The 22276-nt window shown below is 36.9% G+C and carries 22 protein-coding genes; 19 read left to right on the top strand and 3 right to left on the bottom strand.

Annotated features, from left to right (window positions below):
- The 18 genes from HNR32_RS10000 to HNR32_RS09915 form a co-directional block, all read left to right on the top strand.
- The coding region (locus HNR32_RS10000; RefSeq protein ID WP_183862227.1) for an RNA-guided endonuclease TnpB family protein at positions 1 to 498 on the top strand (498 nt) is incomplete at its 5' end.
- A gap of 507 nt (positions 499 to 1005) precedes the next feature.
- Positions 1006 to 2337: a hemolysin family protein gene (locus tag HNR32_RS09995; protein WP_183862225.1), complete on the top strand. Its 1332-nt coding sequence runs from the start codon at positions 1006 to 1008 to the stop codon at positions 2335 to 2337.
- A gap of 299 nt (positions 2338 to 2636) precedes the next feature.
- A complete protein-coding gene (gene pfkA / locus HNR32_RS09990; protein ID WP_183862223.1) occupies positions 2637 to 3599 on the top strand; it encodes a 6-phosphofructokinase in 963 nt (320 codons plus the stop codon).
- Positions 3600 to 3850: 251 nt separating this feature from the next.
- The gene (locus HNR32_RS09985) at positions 3851 to 4258 is read left to right on the top strand and encodes an acyl-CoA thioesterase (RefSeq protein WP_183862232.1); all 408 of its coding nucleotides are present in this window, start codon (positions 3851 to 3853) and stop codon (positions 4256 to 4258) included.
- A gap of 24 nt (positions 4259 to 4282) precedes the next feature.
- Positions 4283 to 5092, top strand: a complete 810-nt coding sequence (gene murI, locus HNR32_RS09980; protein WP_183862221.1) for a glutamate racemase — start codon at positions 4283 to 4285, stop codon at positions 5090 to 5092.
- Between the two features lie 14 nt (positions 5093 to 5106).
- The gene (locus tag HNR32_RS09975) at positions 5107 to 5643 is read left to right on the top strand and encodes a hypothetical protein (protein WP_183862219.1); all 537 of its coding nucleotides are present in this window, start codon (positions 5107 to 5109) and stop codon (positions 5641 to 5643) included.
- A 17-nt stretch (positions 5644 to 5660) separates the two neighbouring features.
- Positions 5661 to 6317 (top strand): coenzyme F420-0:L-glutamate ligase, encoded by a 657-nt coding sequence (locus HNR32_RS09970; protein ID WP_183862217.1) that lies wholly within the window; start codon positions 5661 to 5663, stop codon positions 6315 to 6317.
- Positions 6318 to 6398: 81 nt separating this feature from the next.
- Positions 6399 to 7541: a metallophosphoesterase gene (locus HNR32_RS09965; RefSeq protein ID WP_183862215.1), complete on the top strand. Its 1143-nt coding sequence runs from the start codon at positions 6399 to 6401 to the stop codon at positions 7539 to 7541.
- Between the two features lie 299 nt (positions 7542 to 7840).
- Positions 7841 to 8587 carry a ribonuclease PH gene (gene rph / locus HNR32_RS09960; protein WP_183862213.1) on the top strand — a complete coding sequence of 249 codons (747 nt, stop codon included), beginning with the start codon at positions 7841 to 7843 and terminating at the stop codon, positions 8585 to 8587.
- Position 8588: 1 nt separating this feature from the next.
- On the top strand, positions 8589 to 9179 hold the full coding sequence (rdgB, locus tag HNR32_RS09955; protein WP_183862211.1) for an RdgB/HAM1 family non-canonical purine NTP pyrophosphatase: 591 nt from the start codon (positions 8589 to 8591) through the stop codon (positions 9177 to 9179).
- Entirely contained in the window at positions 9176 to 9661 is a 486-nt protein-coding gene (locus HNR32_RS09950) for a metallophosphoesterase family protein (protein ID WP_183862209.1), read from the top strand. Before rdgB ends, HNR32_RS09950 begins: the two co-directional genes overlap by 4 nt.
- 169 nt (positions 9662 to 9830) lie before the next feature.
- Complete coding sequence (locus HNR32_RS09945; RefSeq protein WP_183862207.1) at positions 9831 to 10673, top strand: fumarate hydratase; 843 nt, start codon at positions 9831 to 9833, stop codon at positions 10671 to 10673.
- 22 nt (positions 10674 to 10695) lie between these two features.
- On the top strand, positions 10696 to 11253 hold the full coding sequence (locus tag HNR32_RS09940; RefSeq protein ID WP_183862205.1) for a Fe-S-containing hydro-lyase: 558 nt from the start codon (positions 10696 to 10698) through the stop codon (positions 11251 to 11253).
- Between the two features lie 102 nt (positions 11254 to 11355).
- Complete coding sequence (locus tag HNR32_RS09935; RefSeq protein WP_183862203.1) at positions 11356 to 11976, top strand: succinate dehydrogenase/fumarate reductase transmembrane subunit; 621 nt, start codon at positions 11356 to 11358, stop codon at positions 11974 to 11976.
- Positions 11977 to 12008: 32 nt separating this feature from the next.
- Complete coding sequence (gene sdhA, locus HNR32_RS09930) at positions 12009 to 13766, top strand: succinate dehydrogenase flavoprotein subunit (RefSeq protein WP_183862201.1); 1758 nt, start codon at positions 12009 to 12011, stop codon at positions 13764 to 13766.
- Between the two features lie 5 nt (positions 13767 to 13771).
- Complete coding sequence (gene sdhB / locus HNR32_RS09925) at positions 13772 to 14524, top strand: succinate dehydrogenase iron-sulfur subunit (RefSeq protein ID WP_183862199.1); 753 nt, start codon at positions 13772 to 13774, stop codon at positions 14522 to 14524.
- A 214-nt stretch (positions 14525 to 14738) separates the two neighbouring features.
- Positions 14739 to 15425, top strand: coding sequence for a hypothetical protein (locus HNR32_RS09920; protein ID WP_183862197.1), 687 nt, complete (start codon positions 14739 to 14741; stop codon positions 15423 to 15425).
- Complete coding sequence (locus HNR32_RS09915; RefSeq protein ID WP_183862195.1) at positions 15415 to 16356, top strand: nucleotidyl transferase AbiEii/AbiGii toxin family protein; 942 nt, start codon at positions 15415 to 15417, stop codon at positions 16354 to 16356. Before HNR32_RS09920 ends, HNR32_RS09915 begins: the two co-directional genes overlap by 11 nt.
- A 69-nt stretch (positions 16357 to 16425) precedes the next feature.
- Here the strand turns inward: HNR32_RS09915 and ruvX are convergent, their stop codons facing one another.
- From ruvX to alaS, 3 genes are read right to left on the bottom strand one after another with little or no spacing between them, the layout of a single operon-like run.
- Entirely contained in the window at positions 16426 to 16851 is a 426-nt protein-coding gene (gene ruvX, locus HNR32_RS09910) for a Holliday junction resolvase RuvX (protein WP_183862193.1), read from the bottom strand.
- A gap of 13 nt (positions 16852 to 16864) precedes the next feature.
- Positions 16865 to 17122, bottom strand: a complete 258-nt coding sequence (locus HNR32_RS09905) for an IreB family regulatory phosphoprotein (protein ID WP_183862190.1) — start codon at positions 17120 to 17122, stop codon at positions 16865 to 16867.
- 40 nt (positions 17123 to 17162) lie between these two features.
- Positions 17163 to 19781, bottom strand: coding sequence for an alanine--tRNA ligase (gene alaS / locus HNR32_RS09900; RefSeq protein WP_183862188.1), 2619 nt, complete (start codon positions 19779 to 19781; stop codon positions 17163 to 17165).
- A 254-nt stretch (positions 19782 to 20035) separates the two neighbouring features.
- Here alaS and pckA point away from each other — a divergent pair, with 254 nt between their 5' ends.
- Positions 20036 to 21607, top strand: coding sequence for a phosphoenolpyruvate carboxykinase (ATP) (gene pckA / locus HNR32_RS09895; RefSeq protein WP_183862186.1), 1572 nt, complete (start codon positions 20036 to 20038; stop codon positions 21605 to 21607).
- The last annotated feature ends 669 nt before the right edge of the window (positions 21608 to 22276 follow it).

The following is a 22276-nucleotide window of genomic DNA, read 5'->3' as shown; positions in this document are numbered from 1 at the left end:
TTTTATCGTCAATCACTACAGAAATTAGCTAAAGAGCAACGAAAGTTATCATTGTGTAAAAAAGGTAGCAATAATCGACAAAAACAAAGAAAACGAGTAGCTTTGCTACATGAAAAAATAGCAAATCAAAGAAAAGACTTTCAACATAAAAGTTCATGTCAGTTAGCTGATAGTTATGATGCTGTTTGCATAGAGGACTTAAATATGCAGAGCATGTCAAAGTCATTAAACTTCGGCAAATCTGTTGCTGACAATGGATGGGGAATGTTCGTAAGTATGTTGAAATACAAATTAGAAGAACGTGGAAAGAAATTAGTTAAGATTGATAAATTTTATCCAAGTTCCCAGATTTGTCACATATGTGGATATAAAAATAGTGACACAAAAGACTTAACTATAAGACAGTGGGAATGTCCTGAATGCAAATCGCATCATGACAGAGATATAAATGCCGCCATAAACATTCGTGAAGAAGGCAGAAGAATATTGTCTGCCTAATTATATAAACCGTGGGGCACACGGGGTTAGCTTGCTTATGCTTACGACATTAGTCGTATCGAACAAGAAGCCCCCACTTCAAATGCCATAGGCATTAAGTGGTGGGAGTATGTCACAATAAAACTTTATTAAAATATTGAACTTATTTGTGCTGTGCTAAATAATAAACTAGTGTGACCTTTAATGCCGTCCCTGCACTGTGTGTACTGTATCTCTGCTTTGCCTACTACATTTCTAAGCACTAAAGTGCAAAGAACTGTAGCATAGAATGCTAAAGCATTAAGAGCTACAGCATAGGGAAGGTGGCTTGACGAAGTTAAGCCGGAAGGGTTAACCCCTCAGGCAGCTTTGCTGCCAGCTCCGCACACTGTGTGTACTATATTTCTAAGCGCTAAAGCGCAAAGAACTATAGCATATAGGGGAGCCTTTCAGGCATCTGAAATTCAACTAGTGCAATGCAAAACTTATATGTGGAGGTGAATACCTGCCTTGCAGGTAATTTAATTATTGGATATTTTTTCTATTCTTTTTAAATTTATATTAGTATTATTCTTAGTATTTATGAATGGTTTTTTTGTTGCGGCAGAATTTGCGATAGTTAAAATCAGGGTTACAAGGTTAGATGTACTTATCCAAAAAGGCAATAAACGGGCTAAATATGCAAAAATGCTTACGGATCATATGGATGCGTCATTATCGGTTACGCAGCTGGGGATAACACTGGCGTCATTAGGCTTAGGCTGGATTGGTGAGCCAGCGGTTTCAGAAGTTATTGAGCCGTTATTGAAAAGCTGGAATATTGATCCATCACTTAATCATACAATATCACTCATTGTGGGGTTTTCGATAATAACATCGCTGCATATCGTGTTAGGTGAGCTGGCACCAAAATCAATGGCAATACAAAAGGTTGAACCGGTAGTGTTGGGAATAGCCCTGCCAATGATGGTGTTTCACAGACTTATGTATCCGGCTGTATGGTTTTTAAATCATGTGGCAAACTGGGTAATAAAGCGATTAGGTTTTGAACCGGCTGCTGACGAAGAGGCTGCACATACTGAAGACGAAATACGTATATTAATGGAAGAAAGCCATAAGCATGGTTATATTGATAAAACTGAATTAAAATTTGTCGATAATGTTTTTAATTTTTCTGACAGAAATGTACGTGAGATCATGATACCGCGGACGGATATGGTTTGTCTGTATCTGGAAGACTCTTCTGATGAAAATATAAAATTAGCCTTGCAGGAACATCTTACCCGTTATCCTATTTGTCGTGAAGATAAGGATAATATTGTTGGCTTTTTGCATATAAAGGATTTATTGCGTTCGTTGTATGTTGGCAAAAAACCAGATTTACTTTCATTTATTCGTTCAGTACCATTTGTACCCGAAACAATGCCTATCAGCAATTTATTGCATACTATGCAGCAGCATCGTGTGCAGCTGGCCATTGTTGTTGATGAATATGGCGGCACTGCTGGTATGGTAACGATCGAGGATATCATCGAGGAAATTGTCGGTGAAATTCAGGATGAATTTGATGAGGAACGACCTTTCATTGAAAAAAAAGACGAATGTTTATATTCGGTTGATGGTAGAATGCTTTTATCTGAACTAAAAAATATATTAGGAATAAAGATAACAGCTGATAACGTTGATACGGTGGGCGGCTGGCTGGCTAATAAAGTTGATACACCACCACAGGTGGGACAGAAAACAACTTTTGAGATGAATGCTTTTTTTGTTGAAGAAATAGAAAATGTGCGTATAATGCGTGTTTTAATAAAGACTAATTTAGAACCTAATGAAGAACTCAATGAATTAGTTAAATAACGTAAAATAGGGCAGCTGATTGTGCTGTCCTATTTTTATTCATTAATAAATATAATTTATTAATGAATAAAAATTTTCATATTGATTTTACTCTGTAGGAAATTTTATTATGTACGAAATCATATTATCTTTGTTTATAACAAAAATATATATTAAAGGCAAAATATGCCTATTGTGCGAATTTTGCCAAATAATGGTTTTTACGAAAATACTTTACAATTTGAATTTAATTAACTAAAATAAATATTATGTTTTGTATTATAAATATTTATTGACAGTGAATAAGGGAGAGTGGCAAGATGTTAAAATCCATTGCAGTATTAACTAGTGGCGGTGATAGCCCAGGGATGAACGCGGCTACGCGTGCAGTTGTTCGTACCGCAATATTTGAAGGGGTAAAGGTCTGGGGCGTTTATAATGGTTATCAGGGCATGATTGATGATGATATCCATGAACTTACCTCACGCAGTGTAAGTGATATTATTCAGCGTGGTGGTACATTCCTTGGCACTGCCCGCAGTGATGAATTTAGAACAGAAGAAGGCCGTAAAAAAGCATTAGCTAATTTACAGAGCCATGGTATAGAAGGTCTTGTAATTATCGGTGGTGATGGTAGTTTAACTGGTGGTTCGCTTTTGAGCAAACTGGGGGGGATGCCAATTGTTGGTCTGCCAGGAACAATTGATAATGATGTTTGGGGAACAGAATATACTATTGGTGCCGATACTGCGGTAAATACCATTCTTGATGCCATAAATAAATTGCGCGATACAGCATCTTCACATCGCCGTATAATTGTAATTGAAGTTATGGGACGTAAATCAGGCTGGTTGGCAATGATGGCTGGTATTGCTGGTGGCGCAGAATATATTCTTGTGCCGGAAGCTAAATTTGATTTAGATCAGATTTGTGATGAACTCAAAAATTCTTATACTGATGGGCGCCGTTATAGTATTGTTGTAGTGGCTGAAGGGGCTGGCAGCGGTATTGATATCGGCAAAAAAATTGGCGAAAAAACAGGAATTGATACTCGTGTATCAGTTTTGGGACATATCCAAAGAGGCGGCTCACCAAGCGTAGAAGACAGATTAAAAGCAAGTATTCTTGGTGAAAGAGCAGCACTTGCTGTAATTTCCGGTGTGTCTAATGTGGTGTTTGGCTTTAATTCAGGAAAAGTTGTAAGTATCGATTTATTTGATTCAATAAATAATACGAAAACACTTGATCCAGAATTAGTCCGTTTAGCACGCGTTTTGGCATAAGTAAAAATATAAACAGGGGCTGTCACATGCGAAAAATGTGCACAGTCCTTTTTTGTGTGCAGGATTTTATTTTATAAGTATTATATATAATCGATGAATATTATACTTTATTTTTTTATTGGTATGTGATATATTGAAATATGTTTGTTTTGTTATTAATAATAATTGCGAATAATATTATTAATAGTGGTGGCAAAGTTGTTTTATCATCACTTACGGATGATATCAGAGCAGATGTTGGAGGTGCAGCAATGATAACAGAAATAACACACAGAGTAAACTTTTTCGATACCGATGCAATGGCCGTAGTACATCATGCTAACTATATACGCTGGTTTGAGATTGGCCGGGTTGATTTTCTGCGTAAGGCTCAAATTACATTGACGGAAATGATGGATGATAATTATGTTTTCCCGATAGTAGATGTTCAGGTGAAATATATTTCTTCCGGGCATTATGATGAAGTGCTGGTGATAAGAACAATACCAGTAGCATTGACAAAAGCTAAGATGGCTTTTAATTATGAAATCTACCGTCAATCAGATAATGTTTTATTGGTAAGGGGCTATACGCAAAATGTCTTTACGCATAAAGATACGGGGAAAATAACTCGGTTACCGGAAAAATATTACAGTAAATTACAGCAGGCGTTAAAGTAAATAATACTGAATGGAGAGAAATTGATGCAGATAGATGCACCTATTGGTGTTTTTGATTCAGGTTCGGGCGGACTTACAGTTGTAAAGCAGTTGCATGATCTTTTGCCAAATGAAAATATTATTTATGTTGGTGACTTAAAAAGAATGCCTTATGGTCCAAGGCGTCCAGAGCAGATAATAGGATTTATGAAGCAATTCCTAAATTTTTTCACAGCCCAAAAAGTAAAAATGGCAGTATTTGCTTGTAATACCATGACTTCATGGGGGTATGAGCTTATTAAAGACAAGCTGCCTTATCCAGTTATACCAATGGATACAGCTGTAGCAGAGGCTTTGAAATATGCACCCCATAAAAATATTGGCGTAATTGCTACGGAAGCAACCATAAAAAAGAATTTTCACCGCGAAGTAGCAGCAACTATAGAAAAAAATATATCATTAACAACATTGGCCTGCTCAGATTTTGTGCCGCTTATTGAAGCTGGTCATATTGATGATAACATCATTGATGAAAAAATAAAAAGTTATATGCAGGTTTTTTCTGGCAAAAATATTGAATCACTTATATTGGGTTGTACCCATTACCCAATAATAAAACAGGAAATCAGTAAGTATTTAGGTGATGCGGTTACTTTGATTGATCCAGCAGTTAATACAGCAAAAAATACTAAACAGGTTTTAAAGCAGATGGATTTATTGCAGCCTAAAGCAGCGACAGGGGAACTGGAATTTTTCTTCTCATCATCACTAGATCATGCTAAAGATATGGTTGAAACTGTTGTGAAAGTACAGCATCCTGTTGTAAATAAAATAAATTTGGAAGATTTTAGTTAATTGGGGGTAGTTTAATGGAAATATTAGGCATAATAGTTATTGTCTTATTGGTAATTGCCGGCCTGGTGTATTTGGCCTGGGAAAAAATTGGCGATGCTGATATAAAATTCAAAATTGACAAACATACACCGTTTGTATTAGAAAGCAGTACTGACAATAAGGCTGTATTTACGACGGAGATTGAAATAGCCAATGAAGGCAAGCAATGTGCAACGATAATGGATTGTTTTGTTCGCTCACAGCTTCCTTATGAACAGTTCGATAAAGTAGAAGTTCGCGCTAAGGCAGAGCTTTTAGGCAGTCCGCGTGAAGATGATTATTTTGAAGCAGTACTCATCCAAAAATTCGAAAAAATAAAAATCATGGTAAAGATAGAATTAACAGCGCGTCATAATGAAATGCTAAATGGAATTATTCCACATATAGTTGATGTGCCGGTTGATGTTGTTTATCAGCATACAGCCCGCCATGAAGCTTCATTATCTAAGCACAGACTTGTATTGCCGGCAGCTAAAATTGCTAAACTTATGAACGTAGAACTTGCAGATTAAATAAAGAAGGTGAAAATATGCATGAAGTTGAAATAATTCCAGTACCCACAAGAATATTAACCGAAAAAGATAATATTGTTGATACAATCGAAAAGTACACCAAGGATAAAATTACGGAAAATGATATAATATCAGTGGCAGAAAGTGTTGTTGCTATTACGCAGAAACGCTTTGTTCGTCCGGAAGATTTAAAGATTTCCAAGCTGGCCTTGTTCTGCTGTCGCTTTATTCCTGATTATGGCAGTCTTGCCAGTCCACATGGCATGCAGTCACTGATGGATGTAGAAGGGAAATGGCGTGTGGCATTTGCCCTGTTTTTGGGATTTTTAGGTAAGCTTATCGGACAAAACGGACTCTTTTATAAATGGGGTGGCGAACAGGCCGCACTTATCGATGATGTAACAGGGACGATGCCGCCTTTTGATAAATGTATTGTCTACGGGCCACAAAATCCGCAGGAAGTTGTAAATAAGCTGAAACAGCGTTTGCGCTGTTTTGGAGCAGTTATTGCTGATGTCAATGATTTAAAGCGTTCCCGTATAGTAGGTATTACTGATGGGACTGATGGCGACACAGTTGCCAAATTACTGCTCGATAATCCTTTTGGCAATGCTTCACAAAAGACACCTATTGTTATAATTAAGAATTTTAAACAGTATCAGCAAAGTAAATAAAAATATATATTATATAAATGGTGCCGGCATCTGTCTGGCACTATTTTATTATTTTGTTATAATTATATAGGGGGAAATCAAATGTTTTATATATTTATAATGAGTGTAATAACGACATTTATAGTATTCTCTCTATTATTTGCGCGATTGCTCAGAACAATTAATCCGCGCTTGATAAGGAGAAATATATATTTAAAAATATTTGCTGTTAATGCACTATTACTGGTTTTTTTATACGTAACAAAATTTTTACCATTGCAATTTCCATTATTGTCATTAAGCCAGCGACTGATAATTATTTGCTTTGTATCAGAAATATTTTTATCAGCGTTTTATGTTTTAGCTAAAGTGTTTTTTTATTTGTTAGATTTATGGACAAGAACTCATGCGGCTAAACCAGTGGACATATCAAGACGCAAGTTTTTGGCACAGACCTTGCTTCTGCCGGTAGAAGGGGCTGTCCTGTATGGCAGCGTGCTGGAAAGCAGTGACATTGTTGTTAAAAATCATACAGTAAAAATAAAACAGGCTGGGGATTTTGCCGGACTGAAAATCGCTCATTTGACGGATGTACATATTGGCAGTTATTTTACTATGGACAAGCTGCGCGAGACCTTGGAACGACTGGCTGGAATGCACGCTGATGTTTTGGCAATAACCGGTGATATATTTGATGATGACAGGCTTAATAAACAGGCAATTTCTATTGTAGACAGCTATAATGATAAATTTACCTATGGTATTTATTATTGCTGGGGTAATCATGAATATTTTCGCGATATCACAGCGATAAGAGCGAATTTAGCAAAAACTTCAATTAGATTATTGCAAAATGATAATATTGTTATACATAAGAAAAATAGTGAGCTCTGTTTGCTGGGAGTTGACTATCCGCACGACAGACGGATTTTTAGCCAACAGGCTAAGCAATATATGGACACTGCTATGCAGCAAGTACCAGAAAATTCCATTAAAATATTACTAGCTCATCATTCCGATTTTATCGATAATGGATTTGCCAATAATATTGATTTAACACTTACTGGTCATACTCATGGCGGGCAGATTGGAATATTGGGACAGCCCGTTTTTCCGGGGTTTAAATATGTGCGGGGAATGTTCAAAGATAATGATAAATATGGTTATGTGAGTACTGGCGCTGGCAGCTGGTTCCCATTCAGATTGGGCTGCCCACCCGAGATAACTTTATTTATAATAGTATGATGTATTATTGAGTAGGTTAATAATATATTTGACGTTTAACCCCTCAGTCGGCTTTGCCGCCAGCTACCCTAGAGGGGAGCCTATTAGTTAAGCAATTGGTTTAAAGCCGTCCCTGCACGGTGTGTACTGTATTTCTAAAGTGCTAAAGCACTAAGAACTACAGCATAGGGAAGGTGGCTTGACGAAGTCAAGTCGGAAGGGTTAGGTTTTTCAATGTTTTGCATATGATATACACGACATTAAGTAAAGCATATAGTAAGTTATTAAAACATAAGAACAGTGACATTTAGGGGGATTCTATGGCAAGATTAGATGGACGCAGCAATGATGAACTGCGTAAGGTAAATATAACAAGACATTATTTAAAACATCCGGCAGGCTCGGTTTTAGTGGAGTTTGGCGATACAAAAGTAATTTGTACGGCAACAATCCAGCCGAAGGTACCAAAGTTTTTACGCGGGACTGGCTCAGGCTGGCTGGCAGCAGAGTATTCATTGCTGCCGGGAGCAACTGAGACTCGTGTAGCTCGTGAAGTAACACGCGGTAAGGTAAGTGGCCGTACCCAGGAAATACAGCGTCTGATTGGGCGAAGCTTGCGCAGTGTAATGGATTTAAAGGCATTGGGCGAAAAAAGCATTATGATTGACTGTGATGTAATACAAGCCGATGGTGGAACCAGAACAGCATCGATTACCGGTGCTTTTATTGCATTGGTTGATGCTTTAGAAACGATTTATGATCCGCAGACAGTATTTCCTGTTAAAGACTTTTTAGCGGCAATCAGCGTTGGTGTCAGTGATAAAGATGAGATTATTCTTGATTTATGCTATGAAGAAGATAGTAAAGCGGCTGTTGATATGAATGTTGTCATGACTGGTAATGGAGATTTTGTTGAGATTCAGGGAACTGGTGAAGAACATCCATTTTCCCATAAGCAGCTGACAGGACTTTTAGCAACAGCAGAAAGCGGTATTGACGAGCTGATATCATATCAAAAAGATATTTTAGGCAATTATCTTGGCTGGAGAATAGGCAGGGAACCATAATATGAAAACGATAATTATTGCAACTAAAAATAAAGGGAAAATAAAGGAATTAATAGATGCTTTTGCTGATTTGCCAGTAAATATAAAATCCTTAGCAGAATTTCCTGCTTTGCCCGAGGCTGTAGAAGACGGTAGTACTTTTGCCGAAAATGCTTTAATAAAAGCAAAGTTTTATAGTGAAAAAACAGGTGCGGCCTGTATTGCTGATGATTCAGGACTTGAAATTGATATTCTTGATAAAAAGCCGGGAGTATATTCAGCAAGATTTGCCGGCGAGCAGGCAACCGATGCAGATAATAATAATAAAATGATTGAGGAAATAAGAAAAAAACAGGTAAGTGAATCATCAGCCCGTTATAAATGTGTGCTTGTTTTTCATGATGTGGATGGCAAGATACTACAGGCTGATGGCAGCTGCGAAGGCAGCATAAAATTACAGGCGCAGGGCACAAATGGTTTTGGCTATGACCCTTATTTTTACATTAAAGATAAAACTATGGCACAAATGACATTGGCAGAAAAAAATGCTGTAAGTCACAGAGGACTGGCCATAAAAAAAATGAAAGTATTACTGGCGGAGTATTTATTATGAAAATTGGTGTTGTAAGTGACAGCCATGGCAGCATTGGAGCAATAAGAAAGGCAGCTCAAATGGCCGGCAAATTAGACTTATGGCTGCATGCCGGTGATTATGTGCAGGATGCTGTAGAGCTTGAAAATTTAACGGGAACAAAAGTTATAAAGGTAGCTGGTAATGGTGACTGGATGTGTCCTGATATACCAGAGGATGAATATATATATACTGCCGGGAAAAAAATTTGGCTGACACATGGTCATAAGTATCAGGTGAAATGGGGCGTTGATATCCTGCGGGAAGTGACTGCTGATAATAAAGCCGATATAATTATTTATGGGCACAGTCATGTTTATTCAGAGAAGAGAGTAAATACACAACTGTTTTTGAATCCCGGCAGTGTGGCCTTGCCACGTGATGGCAAATATGGCAGTTTTGCCATTATTGAGATTTCAGAAAATAAAAATTTTATTGAGCTGAAAAAATATCTAATGACATGATATTTTATATTTATCGCACCTTAGAGCTATTATAAATATTATAGAAGAAAAATGTGAATCGGTTTCACCTTTAAAATCTGCAAATACTTGTCGTTAAAGGCTTGAAAGCAATTTAAAAATATGATAACATTTATCTCATTGGGGATATTAATATTCTAGGAGGGTTTATATGCGTACTATACAGGTAGAACAAATTACAGAAGCAGTTGCACAGATGTGTAAAGAAGCTGCTTATTATTTGCCTGAAGATGTTTATCAAGCATTAAAAAAAGGAAGAGAAACCGAAGAATCTCCGGTTGGTCGTGATGTCCTTGATCAGATAATCAAGAACGCAGAAATTGCAAAAGCTGAAGATCGCCCTATCTGCCAGGATACTGGCATGACAATTGTATTTGTTGAAGTTGGACAGGACCTTCATATTGAAGGCGGCAGTCTTAATGATGCTATCAACGCTGGTATTGCCAAAGGTTATACTGAAGGCTACTTAAGAAAATCAGTAGTTGCTGAGCCATTATTCGACAGAAAGAATACACAAAATAATACTCCAGGTATTATTTATACTGAAATGGTTCCTGGTGATAAATTAAAAATTGAAATCGAACCAAAAGGTTTCGGCAGTGAAAATAAATCAGACATCAAAATGCTGGTACCAGCTGATGGTGTTGAAGGTGTAAAAAAAGCTGTTCTGGATATTATTTTACATGCTAGTTGTAACCCATGCCCACCAATGGTTGTTGGTGTTGGTATCGGCGGCACAATGGATAAGGCTGCATATTACTCTAAAAGAGCACTTCTTCGTCCATTGACTCAGCGTAATGCACATCCTGATTATGCAAAGCTTGAAGAAGACCTTTTAGAAATGATTAACAAAACAGGTATCGGACCACAGCTTGGTGGTACAACCTCAGCACTTGCTGTAAATGTTGAATGGGGTCCTACTCATATTGCCGGCTTACCTGTCGCAGTAACCATTTGCTGTCATGCAACTCGTCACAGCAAACGTGAATTATAATATTTTAGGAGGAAACTTAATAATGGCTGAAAAAATTCGTATTACGACACCTCTTACTGAAGAAGATTCCCGTAAACTTAAAGTAGGACAGAGTGTATTGATAAGCGGTGTTATTTATAGTGCACGTGATGCTGCTCATAAAGTTATGACTGAAGCTTTGGCAAGAGGAGAAAAACTTCCGATTGACTGGCATGATCAAATTGTTTATTATTTAGGACCTACACCAGCAAAACCTGGTGATCCAATCGGTTCCTGCGGACCTACAACAGCAGGTCGTATGGATGCTTATACACCTACGATGCTTGATCAAGGTATAAAAGGCATGATTGGTAAAGGTTCCCGTGAACCTGAAGTTATTGAGTCCATGAAAAAAAATGGTGTAACATATTTTGCCGCTGTTGGCGGTGCTGCAGCATTTATTGCTAAATCTGTAAAAAAATATGAAGTAATTGCTTATCCTGAACTTGGTCCAGAAGCACTTGCTGCACTTACTGTTGAAGATTTTCCGGCAATCGTAGTTATCGATTCCGAAGGAAATAATTTTTATGAAATAGGTCAAAAACCTTATCGTAAACTTTAATTTTGTTAATTAGGAAAACCAATAGCAAATATGATTATTTGCTATTGGCGATTTCTTATTTTAAAATTTCCCACACGGGAGTAAATAATTAGGAGGTTCATAATGTTCAATGTAACATTTTACATTCGTCGACTGCATTCAATTTGCGGGATTGTTCCTATGGGATTGTTCCTATTAGAACATATTTTGACTAATGCGGAGGCTATTGGAGGTCCTGCTGCTTTTAACGAAGCTATTGGCAGAATTGCTCTTATACCGCATGATATTATGCTGGTAATTGAAATTTTTGGTCTTGCTATTCCATTCTTATTCCATATGCTCTATGGTTTATATATCACTTTACAGGCTAAAAATAATCCAGCTCAATATGGTTATGTACGCAATTGGCAGTTTGCTTTGCAAAGATGGACAGCTATTTTTCTTTTTGTATTCTTAATAATTCATGTAGTTGATTTACGTATCTTCACTAAAGGTGGCGGCACCCCTATTTCTTACGAATTATTAGATCAGATGTTTAATAATGCAGGGTGGTTCATTTTCTATCTTGTTGGTATGATCGCTGCAATATTCCATTTCTGCAATGGTGTAACAACCTTATGCATGACCTGGGGTATCGCTAAAGGCCCTCGTATTCAAACATTTATCAGCAGAGTAATGATGCTTGTTTGTCTATTATTATCCCTCGTTACTATCGCATTTATGATATCATATAAAATGCACTGATTAGATTTTATTATAAATAAGGAGAGAGCTACGTGAGTAAAAAGAATATAATTGTTGTCGGCGGCGGTTTATCCGGTCTTATGGCGACTATTAAAATTTGCGAAGCAGGCGGCGAAGTAAAATTATTTTCGTATTGTCCTGTAAAACGTTCACATTCTTTGTGTGCACAGGGCGGTATTAACGCGTGCATGAACACAAAAGGACAAAACGATACAACATGGGAACATTTTGATGATACTGTTTATGGTGGTGACTTTTTAGCAGATCAGACCGCTGTTAAAGGTATGTGCGAAACAGCACCTAAACTTATAAAAATGTTTGATCGTATGGGTGTTCCGTTCACTCGTACAGCTGAAGGTGTTTTAGATCTTCGTAACTTCGGCGGACAGAAAAATAAACGTACTGTATTTGCTGGTTCTACAACTGGTCAGCAGCTTCTTTATGCACTTGATGAACAAGTTCGTAAATGGGAAGTAAAAGGCCTTGTTAAAAAATATGAATTCTGGGAATTCACCAATATCATTAAAAATGACAAAGGCGTTTGCCGTGGTATCGTTGCACAGAACATGAATTCAATGGAAATTGAAGCATTCCGTGCTGATGCTGTTATCTTGGCTACTGGTGGCCCTGGTGTTATCTTTGGTCGTTGCACAGCATCAACTATCTGTAATGGTTCAGCAGTTTCCGCTGTATATCAGCAGGGCGCTGAAATCGGTAACAGTGAATTTATCCAGATTCATCCTACAGCAATTCCTGGCAGCGATAAAAATCGTCTTATGTCAGAAGCTTGCCGTGGTGAAGGTGGACGTGTATGGACATATAGAGATGGTAAACCTTGGTATTTCCTCGAAACTATGTATCCTGCATATGGTAACCTTGTACCTCGTGATATCGCAGCTCGTGCTATCTATGATGTCTGCGTAAATCAGGGACTTGGTATCAATGGTGAAAACCGCGTTTATTTGGATCTTTCCCATATTCCTGCTGAATATCTTGAACGTAAACTTGGCGGTATTTTGGAAATGTATTCGGAATTCGTTGGTGATGATCCTCGTAAAGTACCAATGCAGATTTATCCTTCTGTGCATTATTCCATGGGTGGTATTTGGGTTGATACAAAACACAATACCAATATTCCAGCACTTTTAGCTTCAGGCGAATGTGATTACCAGTATCATGGTGCTAATCGTCTTGGTGCAAATTCACTTCTTTCAGCTGCTTATTCTGGTACTATTTCTGGTCCGGAAGCTATTCGTTGGTCAGAAAGCGATGAAATTGGCGAAGAATTAACCGATGCACAAGTTGCTGCTGCTAAACAGGCTGCAGTAGATGAATTTGAAAAAATCATCGACATGAACGGTACTGAAAATGCTCATGAACTTCATCATGAACTTGGTGATTTAATGAACAAATCATGTACTATTGTTCGTGTAAATAAAGAACTTGACGAATGCATGAAAGGATTGCATGAAATCCTTGAACGTTGGAATAATATCGGTGTAAGTGATAAGAGTCATTGGGCTAACCAGGAAGCTATGTTCGTTCGTCAGCTTCGCAACATGATTATTTATGCTATGGTAATTTGTAAAGCTGCTCGTATGCGTGACGAAAGCCGTGGTGCTCACTTTAAACCAGAATTCCCTGATCGTAATGATGAAAAATTCTTGAAAACCACCATCGCAACTTATAATCCAACTAGCAATGAACCTGAAATCAGCTATAGAGATTTCGATCATTCCTTGATTAAACCACGTCCACGTCGTTACGATGTTGCTAAGGGAGGTAAATAATAGCGATGGCAGATCAAAAAACAGTACATTTTATTATAGAACGTCAGGATACTCCTGATAGTAAACCTTATACAGAAGAATTTCTTGTTCCATATCGTCCAGCACTTAATGTTGTTGCGGCTTTAATGGAAATCCAGAAAAAACCTGTAACAAAAGATGGCAAGAAAACCACTCCTGTTGTTTGGGAATGTAATTGCCTGGAAAAAGTCTGCGGTGCCTGCATGATGGTTATTAATGGTAAAGCAAGACAGGCTTGTGCTACATTGGTAGACCAGATTTCTCAGCCTATTCGTTTAGCACCTGCTCGTACTTTCCCAGTAATTCGCGACTTACAGATTGACCGTTCTGTAATGTTTGAAAGCCTTAAACGCATTCAGGGTTGGGTAGAAGTAGATGGCAGCTGGGAAGTTAATACAGCACCTATCCAAGATCCTAATGTTGCTGCTACTGCTTATGAAATTTCTCATTGCATGACTTGCGGCTGCTGCTTGGAAGCATGCCCTAACGTAGGTCCTCAATCCGACTTTATCGGACCTGCTCCTACTGTTCAGTCATATTTATTCAACCTTAATCCACTTGGCAAATTTGACAAAGAAAAACGTCTTAATGCTTTAATGGAAAAAGGCGGTATCACCAGCTGCGGTAACAGCCAAAACTGCGTAGAAGTTTGTCCTAAAGATATTAAATTGACAACTTACTTAGCACAGCTTAACCGTGATGTAAATAAACAAGCATTGAAAAATATTTTCAATAAATAATTTAGATAAAAAAGAGGCTATCGCATGAGATTGTGATAGCCTCTTTTTTATTATGCGAAAGAGCCTGTAATTTTTCCTATAGTGATAAATATCTTTTATACAATTTAATAAGTTATTCAAATTGTATATAGTGTCGAGTAAAAAACAAAAAAACTTGACACAAATAAAAAAATAAAGATATAATTAAAACAAGAGGAGGTGTTGTTGAATGTCAATGGAAATAATTTCAAGGTATCTTGAAAAAAATCCAGAAAAAACAATTTTTATTGCGCGGGAATTGTATTTGAAAAAATTTTCTGAAATGACAGAAGCATCTTTTCTCAAAACAATGGAACGGATGAATCAGATGGGAAAATTAATTCGCTTGAGCAGGGGAGTATATTGTAAACCAAGGCAAACAAGGTTTGGAGCGGTACCTGCGGGAGAATATGAAATTACAGCATATTTTATTGGCGATAATAATCGTTATGGTTTTGAAACAGGATATCGTCTGTATAATAAATATAGGTTGACAACACAAATATCTAAACAGATAGAAATTTATACCCAAAAGAGTCATGTAACACAGGGAAAAATAAAGAATATTCGATTGAATAAACTAACATCATTTTATCAGCCCGAAATGTTGCCCACGATAGAGTTATTGGAGATTCTAGAAAACTATCAAAAAATAGAAGATTTTAATCAGAGAAATTTTATTGCATATTGCAATAAAATTGTAAAGAATTTTGATGAAAATATTTTTGCGAGAATTTATGACCAGATGGGATATAAAAAACGGACAATTGCTTTTTTAAAGGAAATATTAGATGCTTATGGGATACGGAACACATTGAAGCAATACTTAAATGCAACTTCGAAATATAATATTCCGCAATGGGAGAGTAAGTATGGAGCTTGATAAGCAGAAAAATTTTAAGGATCTTGTGCAAATGACTAGTATATATAAGGGAATTCCGGAAATGGCAATACAAAAAGATTACCTTATATGTAAGATTTTAGGAAATCTTGCTGAAACAGAATATGTACAAAATTGTGTATTTAAAGGAGGAACATCATTAAGTAAATGTTATCCTGGTTCTATTGAACGATTTTCGGAAGATATTGATTTGACTTATTTACCAAAAGGCAATATAAAAAAGAAGGCACTCAGTAGAGAACTTAAAATCGTAGAAAAAATATTAATTGGAGAGTGTTTTTTTGAGCCAATTAATGCTGAGCGTAATGATAGAAATAAGAGTTCACAGGTATGGCTGAATAATATGTTGAAAGATACTGGCATAAAACTGGAAATTGGTGCAGTAGTCAGACCTGAGCCATTTGAAATGCGTCCTATAAAATCATATCTGCAGGAATTTTTAGAAGCACGTGAGGAACAGCGACTTTTAAAAGAATATGGATGGCATGAGATTTTTGTTAATGTATTAGACATTCGTCGTACTTTTATTGATAAATTGCTGGCTGTAAAACGTCATGCACTATGTGGTACTTTAAAAAATAAGGTGCGGCATATTTATGATATAAAAAAACTTATGGATCGATTAGATATACAGGAGTTTCTTAAAAATACCGATGAATTACGGCGAATTCTACGATTAACCAAGGAAACGGATATAGAATATATTAAAAAACGTGCTACAGCAAGAGATTATGATCCCGTAGGTAAGTTTGCATATGGATCATGGCAAAATATTATTTCGGCTGCGGAAATAAAAAAACGCTATGAAAGTTTACACGTAGATTTATTATATACATCAATAAAACAGGATTTTTCTGAGGCCTTGGCAGTATTTGCGCAGATAGATAAAATTTTATCAGATATTGGTGAATAAATTTATAATTTAATATGAAATTGTTCTAAAAAGGCCGTCGCATGTTAATAAAACATACGACGGCCTTTTTTAGAATAATTTTTGCGGATTACTGTCAAGGTATCCCTGTAATATAAATACAGCAGCCATTTTATCAATAATCTTGCGGCGTTTGGCGCGGCTGACATCAGCAGCTACCAGGTATTTTTCAGCAGCGACGGTTGAAAGACGTTCATCCCAAAATATTATTTCAGGTGTGCTGACAACTTCTTTTAAGTGTTCAGCAAAATCTCTTACAACATCGCAGCGTTCCCCTTCAGTGCCATTCATATTGCGTGGTAAACCAACTACTATCTTATCAATGGAATATTCCTCAATAAGTTCGTTTAAGCGTTTTAAGTCAATTTCCCATGACTGTCGTCGTACAGTTTCTATACCTTGGGCAGTGAGCATAAGCGCATCACTGATGGCTACACCCACTGTTTTATCACCCACATCGAGACCCATGATACGCATTGTATCCTCCTGCTTATGGTTTGTTTTTGTCCAAATAAAATCTAACTAATTCTGATAAAAGCTCGTCGCGTTCGATGCTGCGGATTTTACTGCGAGCATCCTCGTGACTGGTTATATAGGCAGGATCACCGGATAATAAATAGCCAACCAACTGGTTTATTGGATTATAGCCTTTTTCCTGCATCGCTGTGCAGGCTTCTTTAAGTATAACCGCAGCCCGGTTTTCTTCCGTGCCAAATTTGAACATCATTGTTTCTTCCATATTGGACATAAAAATCACATTCCTTTCAGGGAAAAGAAAAGATGCATTGTTACATTTTGAGCTGTGTTTTTAATGCTTCAACTGCTTTAGTAAAAGCATCAGGCAGATTTGCCGGGATTTTACCGCCAGCTTGTGCCATATTAGGACGTCCGCCACCATTACCACCTACTGCCTGGGCAGCTTCTTTGATAATTTTTCCGGCATGAATTCCTTTTTTTACAGCATAATCAGAAACCTTAACGATTAAATTAACCTTATCATCATTTACAGCTCCCAAAATTACAACGCCATTTTCTATTTTATCACAGGTATTGTCGGCCATGGTGCGTAATTCATCCATATTATTGGCATTTGCTTTTCCGGCAATAACATTGATATCATCATATTTTTTTAGGCCTAAAAGCAGTTCTTGGGCATCAGCTTTTAATTGCAGGTCTTTCATCTTATGGATTTCCTGCTTTAATTCTTTATTTTCATCGAGTACAGATTGAGTTTTAGCAGCAATGTCGGCACTATCAGTTTTTAAGAGAGAAGCAACAGTAGCTAATGTCTGTATCTGACTGTTAACATAGCTATAAGCTTTTTCACTAGTAATTGCTTCAATACGGCGCACACCGGCAGCAACACCACTTTCGCTGATGATCTTAAATAAGCCTATTTGACCGATATTGTGTACATGGCTGCCGCCGCATAATTCCATACTGAAATCACCAACGGAAACAACTCTGACAACATCGCCATATTTTTCCCCAAATAAGGCCATAGCACCTTTAGCTTTAGCTTCATCCTGCTTCATATGATTTATTTCTACAGGCAGTGCTTTTAATATTTCAGCGTTAACCATTTGTTCTACCTGGGCTAATTGGTCGGCAGTTACAGGTTCAAAATTGGAAAAATCAAAGCGTAAATGTTCAGTGTTTACAGCTGATCCAGCCTGGTTGACATGATCGCCGACAATTTTTTTCAGTGCGGCCTGCAGTAAATGGGTAGCTGTATGATTGCGGGCCGAAGCAGTTTTAGCAGCTAGATCTATCTGCATATTTACCGTATCACCGACATTGAGGCTGCCTTCAACTACATAAGCAACGTGATAAATTACGCCGTTAGGCAGTTTTTTGGTATTAGTAATAGTCAGTTTACCAAGTTCGCTGGTAAATTTACCACAGTCACCAACTTGTCCGCCGCCTTCAGCATAAAATGGGGTAACATCAAGAATAATACCAGCTTCATCACCGTCTTGCAAAGAATCGGTAAGCTCACCATTTTTCCATATGCATACAACTTTAGCCGTTTTAGCATTATCATCAGTTTTAAGATTTTCAACATTTAGATCGCGTAAATCAGGTATGTCTAATTTAGCGGTATCATGACGAGCTTCTCTGGCTCGTTCACGCTGAGCCTGCATTGCTTTATCAAAACTGTCTTTATCCAAAGAAAGATGATTTTCATGCAGAATTTCTTCTGTTAATTCGTAAGGAAAACCATATGTATCATAGAGCTTAAAGCCAACTTGACCATCAAGAACGTTTTTGTTGTCAGCATTTAATTTTTCTATTTCGTCGTTAAGTAAGAAAATTCCCTGAGTTAATGTAAGATGGAAGCGTTCTTCTTCGATGCTGATAATTTTTTTGATGTAATCTTTTCTTTCTGCAAGTTCAGGATAAACACCTTCATAAATTTTAGCAACAACATCGATGGCATCAGCAAGAAATGCTTTTTCTATGCCCAACATGCGGCCATGGCGTACAGCACGGCGTAAAATACGGCGAAGTACATAGCCGCGTCCTTCATTAGAAGGTAAAATACCGTCCATTACCATGATAGCAATACTGCGTGCATGGTCAGCGATAACTTTTAGTGATACATTAGATTGTTTGTCTTTATTATATTCTACATTAGATACCTGGCAGGCATATTCAATGATTGGATATAATAAGTCAGTTTCAAAATTGGTAGGTTTACCCTGAATGACAGAGGCAAGGCGTTCAAGACCAGCACCGGTATCGATGTTTTTCTTTTCCAATGGTTCATAGTCACCGGATTCTGTATGATCATATTGGGTAAACACAAGGTTCCAGATTTCCAGATAACGGTCGCAGTCACAGCCAGGAGCACAATCAGGGCTGCCACAGCCGCGATCTTCACCAAGGTCAATATATATTTCGGAGTCAGGCCCGCATGGACCGGTACCAATTTCCCAGAAATTATCATCCATTCTTACAATTTGCTTAGGATTTACAGAAGTTTTTTCTGTCCAAATTTTATAAGCTTCATCATCTTTAGGGTAAATACTAACCCATAATTTATCAGCGGGGAGTTCTAATTCTTTGGTAAGAAAATCCCAAGCCCAAGGAATAACTTCTTCCTTAAAATAGTCACCGAAAGAAAAATTTCCCAGCATTTCAAAAAAAGTCTGATGGCGGGCAGTGCGGCCCACATTTTCTATATCGCCAGTACGCACGCAGCGTTGACTGGTAGTTATACGAGTACAAGGTGGCTTCATCTTGCCTGTAAAAAATGGTTTAAATGGTGCCATACCTGCACCAATCATCAGTAAAGAAGGATCGTTGTCTGGAATTAAAGAATAACTGGGCAGACGCAGATGGCCCTTCTGTGCAAAATATTGCAGAAATTTTTCCCGCAATTCATTGCCGCTCATGTATTTCAAAATATTCTACCTCCAAATTTGTATAATTACACATTCATTTAATTATATAAAAATCACAATCTAAAGTAAAGGCTCTTGTTAAGAAATTAAAGTACTTTGCTATAAATTTACCAGTGTGTATCGATAAAGATATATTATTATAATATTTATATTATTAAAAAAACAGCAGGAAAAGTATAAAAAAACGAGAATTATATATACTATAGAAGGTCGAAGGTTAAAATTATAGATTAATAGTAAAGGAAGTTGATATTATGTATAACAAGGATTTTTCGGCTGAAGATATTTTATCTGTAACACGCACCATTGCACGTGACCTTACTGTACCAGAATTATTTGAAGAAGCAATAATAAATAGGGAAGGCATGTTATCAAAGCGAGGCGCTATCTGTATATATACCGGAAAATATACAGGTCGGTCGCCTAAAGATAGGTTTATCGTTGATACACCATCGGTACATAATATTGTAAGCTGGACTAATAATGCTCCTTGTACAGAGGATACTTTTAAGCGATTATATTGCAAAATAAGAAATTTTACTAAAAACCATAAGATGTATGTTAGTGACAATTTTGTTGGTGCTGATCCTGAACATCAGCTGCAGGTAAAATGCATAACGGAATATGCAGCTCAGCATTTGTTTCTGAAAGAATTATTTATAAATCCAGAAATACCACCAACAACACCGCATGATTTTACTTTAGTATGCTGCCCAAGTGTTTTAGCAGATCCACTGGAAGATTCAGTTCATTCAGAAGCATTTGTAATTATCAATTTTGACTATAAAATGGTAATAATAGGCGGCACAAAATACTGCGGTGAAATGAAAAAGGCAATTTTTTCGGTAATGAATTATATTTTACCGCAAAAAGGGATATTGTCGATGCATTGTTCGGCTAATGTAGGCAAAGATGGGAAGAGTGCTATTTTCTTTGGCCTTAGCGGTACAGGGAAAACCACATTATCTGCTGATCCCCATCGTGAATTAATTGGTGATGATGAACACGGCTGGAGTGAAAATGGTATATTTAATATTGAAGGCGGCTGCTATGCCAAATGTATCCATCTTACCGAAGATACTGAACCGGAAATATATCGGGCTGTAAAATATGGTTCAGTTTTGGAAAATGTAGTTTTAGATCCAAGAACCCGCAAGGAAGATTATGATGATGCACGTTATACGGAAAATACACGAGTAGCCTATCCCTTGAGTTATATTCCTAATGCAATTCATCCAAGCATGGCTGGACATCCTAATGCCATTATCTTTTTAACGGCGGATGCTTTTGGTGTGCTCCCACCGATTTCACGGCTAAACCCTAAACAGGCTATGTATCATTTCCTGTCAGGTTATACCAGTAAGGTGGCTGGTACGGAACGCGGTATAGTTGAACCACAGGCAACATTTTCTATTGGCTTTGGTGAACCGTTCCTGCCGCTTTCACCGCTTAAATATGCCCGCCTATTGGAAAAGAAAATTCAGGAACATAATACTAAGGTGTATTTGGTAAATACAGGCTGGACTGGTGGTCCTTACGGCATTGGTTCGCGTATGAAACTAAAATATACAAGAGCAATGCTAAGTGCGGCTTTAGATGGCAAACTCGATAATGTGGGCTGGGTAGCCGACTCAATATTTAGAGTGGAAGTACCAGATTTTTGTCCGGAGGTCCCTATTGATATTTTGAAACCGATAAATACTTGGGCAGATAAGGCTGCCTATAAGCGCCAAGCGGCAAAATTAGTTGATTTATTTGCTAAAAATGTCCGGAAGTTTAAAGGTGAAATGGATGATGATATTTTAAGTACTGGTCCTAAGATGTGATTTTAAAAAAATATGTATAATATTTAAAGATCCCCTTATAATTCATCTGTATGATAAGTTATAAGGGGATCTTTGTAATAAACAATTATTATTGATATGTGAATATAATTAACATATTTTTAATGTAGATATAATCATTTTATACTATTTTAGTTTTATAATAAGAAACATCCATTTCTTTTTCATTTTGCCACTATGAATAATAGTGGTAATTTTTTTACTTTAGTAGGTGTAATGTGTAAATTCCAGAATACGTATAATATAAGATGTTACAAAAACATAAAAAATGAAAAAGACATAGATAAACGATCGCAGCAGGTAATAAAAAAGGGGATTAGAATGAAAAAATATACATAATAATTTTTAAAAAAACAGTTATGTAAACTTTTTGAAAAAAATATTAGTAAATGATAGTAAAATAAAAAACTATGTGTTATAATAAGCAAGATTTATGGAAGAACAAACTATAAATAAGCCAATGATTGAGTTGAAAATTAGGAGAAAGGAGAGTGTGATTTAACAAATATGCCAGATTTAGATACTCTTTATGGAGAATTTGAAGAACTGGAGCAGGAAATAGAAGAAATTTCCAATCAAATCCAGGTTATGAAAGAATTACAGGACTAAAAGATGTAAATAGCAATTTATTAATTTTATAGATAACAAACT

It is taken from the genome of Pectinatus brassicae (assembly GCF_014201835.1).
Lineage (GTDB): Bacteria > Bacillota > Negativicutes > Selenomonadales > Selenomonadaceae > Pectinatus > Pectinatus brassicae.
The sequence above is the reverse complement of the archived record's forward strand: the minus strand, read 5'-3'. Positions and strand labels throughout refer to the sequence as shown.

Bases quoted from the DNA above. Each gene is read 5' to 3' on its own strand.
- pfkA (WP_183862223.1), top strand. From the start codon at position 2,637: ATGTTAAAATCCATTGCAGTATTAACTAGTGGCGGTGATAGCCCAGGG.
- HNR32_RS09985 (WP_183862232.1), top strand. From the start codon at position 3,851: ATGATAACAGAAATAACACACAGAGTAAACTTTTTCGATACCGATGCA.
- murI (WP_183862221.1), top strand. From the start codon at position 4,283: ATGCAGATAGATGCACCTATTGGTGTTTTTGATTCAGGTTCGGGCGGA.
- HNR32_RS09975 (WP_183862219.1), top strand. From the start codon at position 5,107: ATGGAAATATTAGGCATAATAGTTATTGTCTTATTGGTAATTGCCGGC.
- HNR32_RS09970 (WP_183862217.1), top strand. From the start codon at position 5,661: ATGCATGAAGTTGAAATAATTCCAGTACCCACAAGAATATTAACCGAA.
- HNR32_RS09965 (WP_183862215.1), top strand. From the start codon at position 6,399: ATGTTTTATATATTTATAATGAGTGTAATAACGACATTTATAGTATTC.
- rph (WP_183862213.1), top strand. From the start codon at position 7,841: ATGGCAAGATTAGATGGACGCAGCAATGATGAACTGCGTAAGGTAAAT.
- rdgB (WP_183862211.1), top strand. From the start codon at position 8,589: ATGAAAACGATAATTATTGCAACTAAAAATAAAGGGAAAATAAAGGAA.
- HNR32_RS09950 (WP_183862209.1), top strand. From the start codon at position 9,176: ATGAAAATTGGTGTTGTAAGTGACAGCCATGGCAGCATTGGAGCAATA.
- HNR32_RS09945 (WP_183862207.1), top strand. From the start codon at position 9,831: ATGCGTACTATACAGGTAGAACAAATTACAGAAGCAGTTGCACAGATG.
- HNR32_RS09940 (WP_183862205.1), top strand. From the start codon at position 10,696: ATGGCTGAAAAAATTCGTATTACGACACCTCTTACTGAAGAAGATTCC.
- HNR32_RS09935 (WP_183862203.1), top strand. From the start codon at position 11,356: ATGTTCAATGTAACATTTTACATTCGTCGACTGCATTCAATTTGCGGG.
- sdhB (WP_183862199.1), top strand. From the start codon at position 13,772: ATGGCAGATCAAAAAACAGTACATTTTATTATAGAACGTCAGGATACT.
- HNR32_RS09920 (WP_183862197.1), top strand. From the start codon at position 14,739: ATGGAAATAATTTCAAGGTATCTTGAAAAAAATCCAGAAAAAACAATT.
- HNR32_RS09915 (WP_183862195.1), top strand. From the start codon at position 15,415: ATGGAGCTTGATAAGCAGAAAAATTTTAAGGATCTTGTGCAAATGACT.
- ruvX (WP_183862193.1), bottom strand. From the start codon at position 16,851: ATGCGTATCATGGGTCTCGATGTGGGTGATAAAACAGTGGGTGTAGCC.
- HNR32_RS09905 (WP_183862190.1), bottom strand. From the start codon at position 17,122: ATGTCCAATATGGAAGAAACAATGATGTTCAAATTTGGCACGGAAGAA.
- pckA (WP_183862186.1), top strand. From the start codon at position 20,036: ATGTATAACAAGGATTTTTCGGCTGAAGATATTTTATCTGTAACACGC.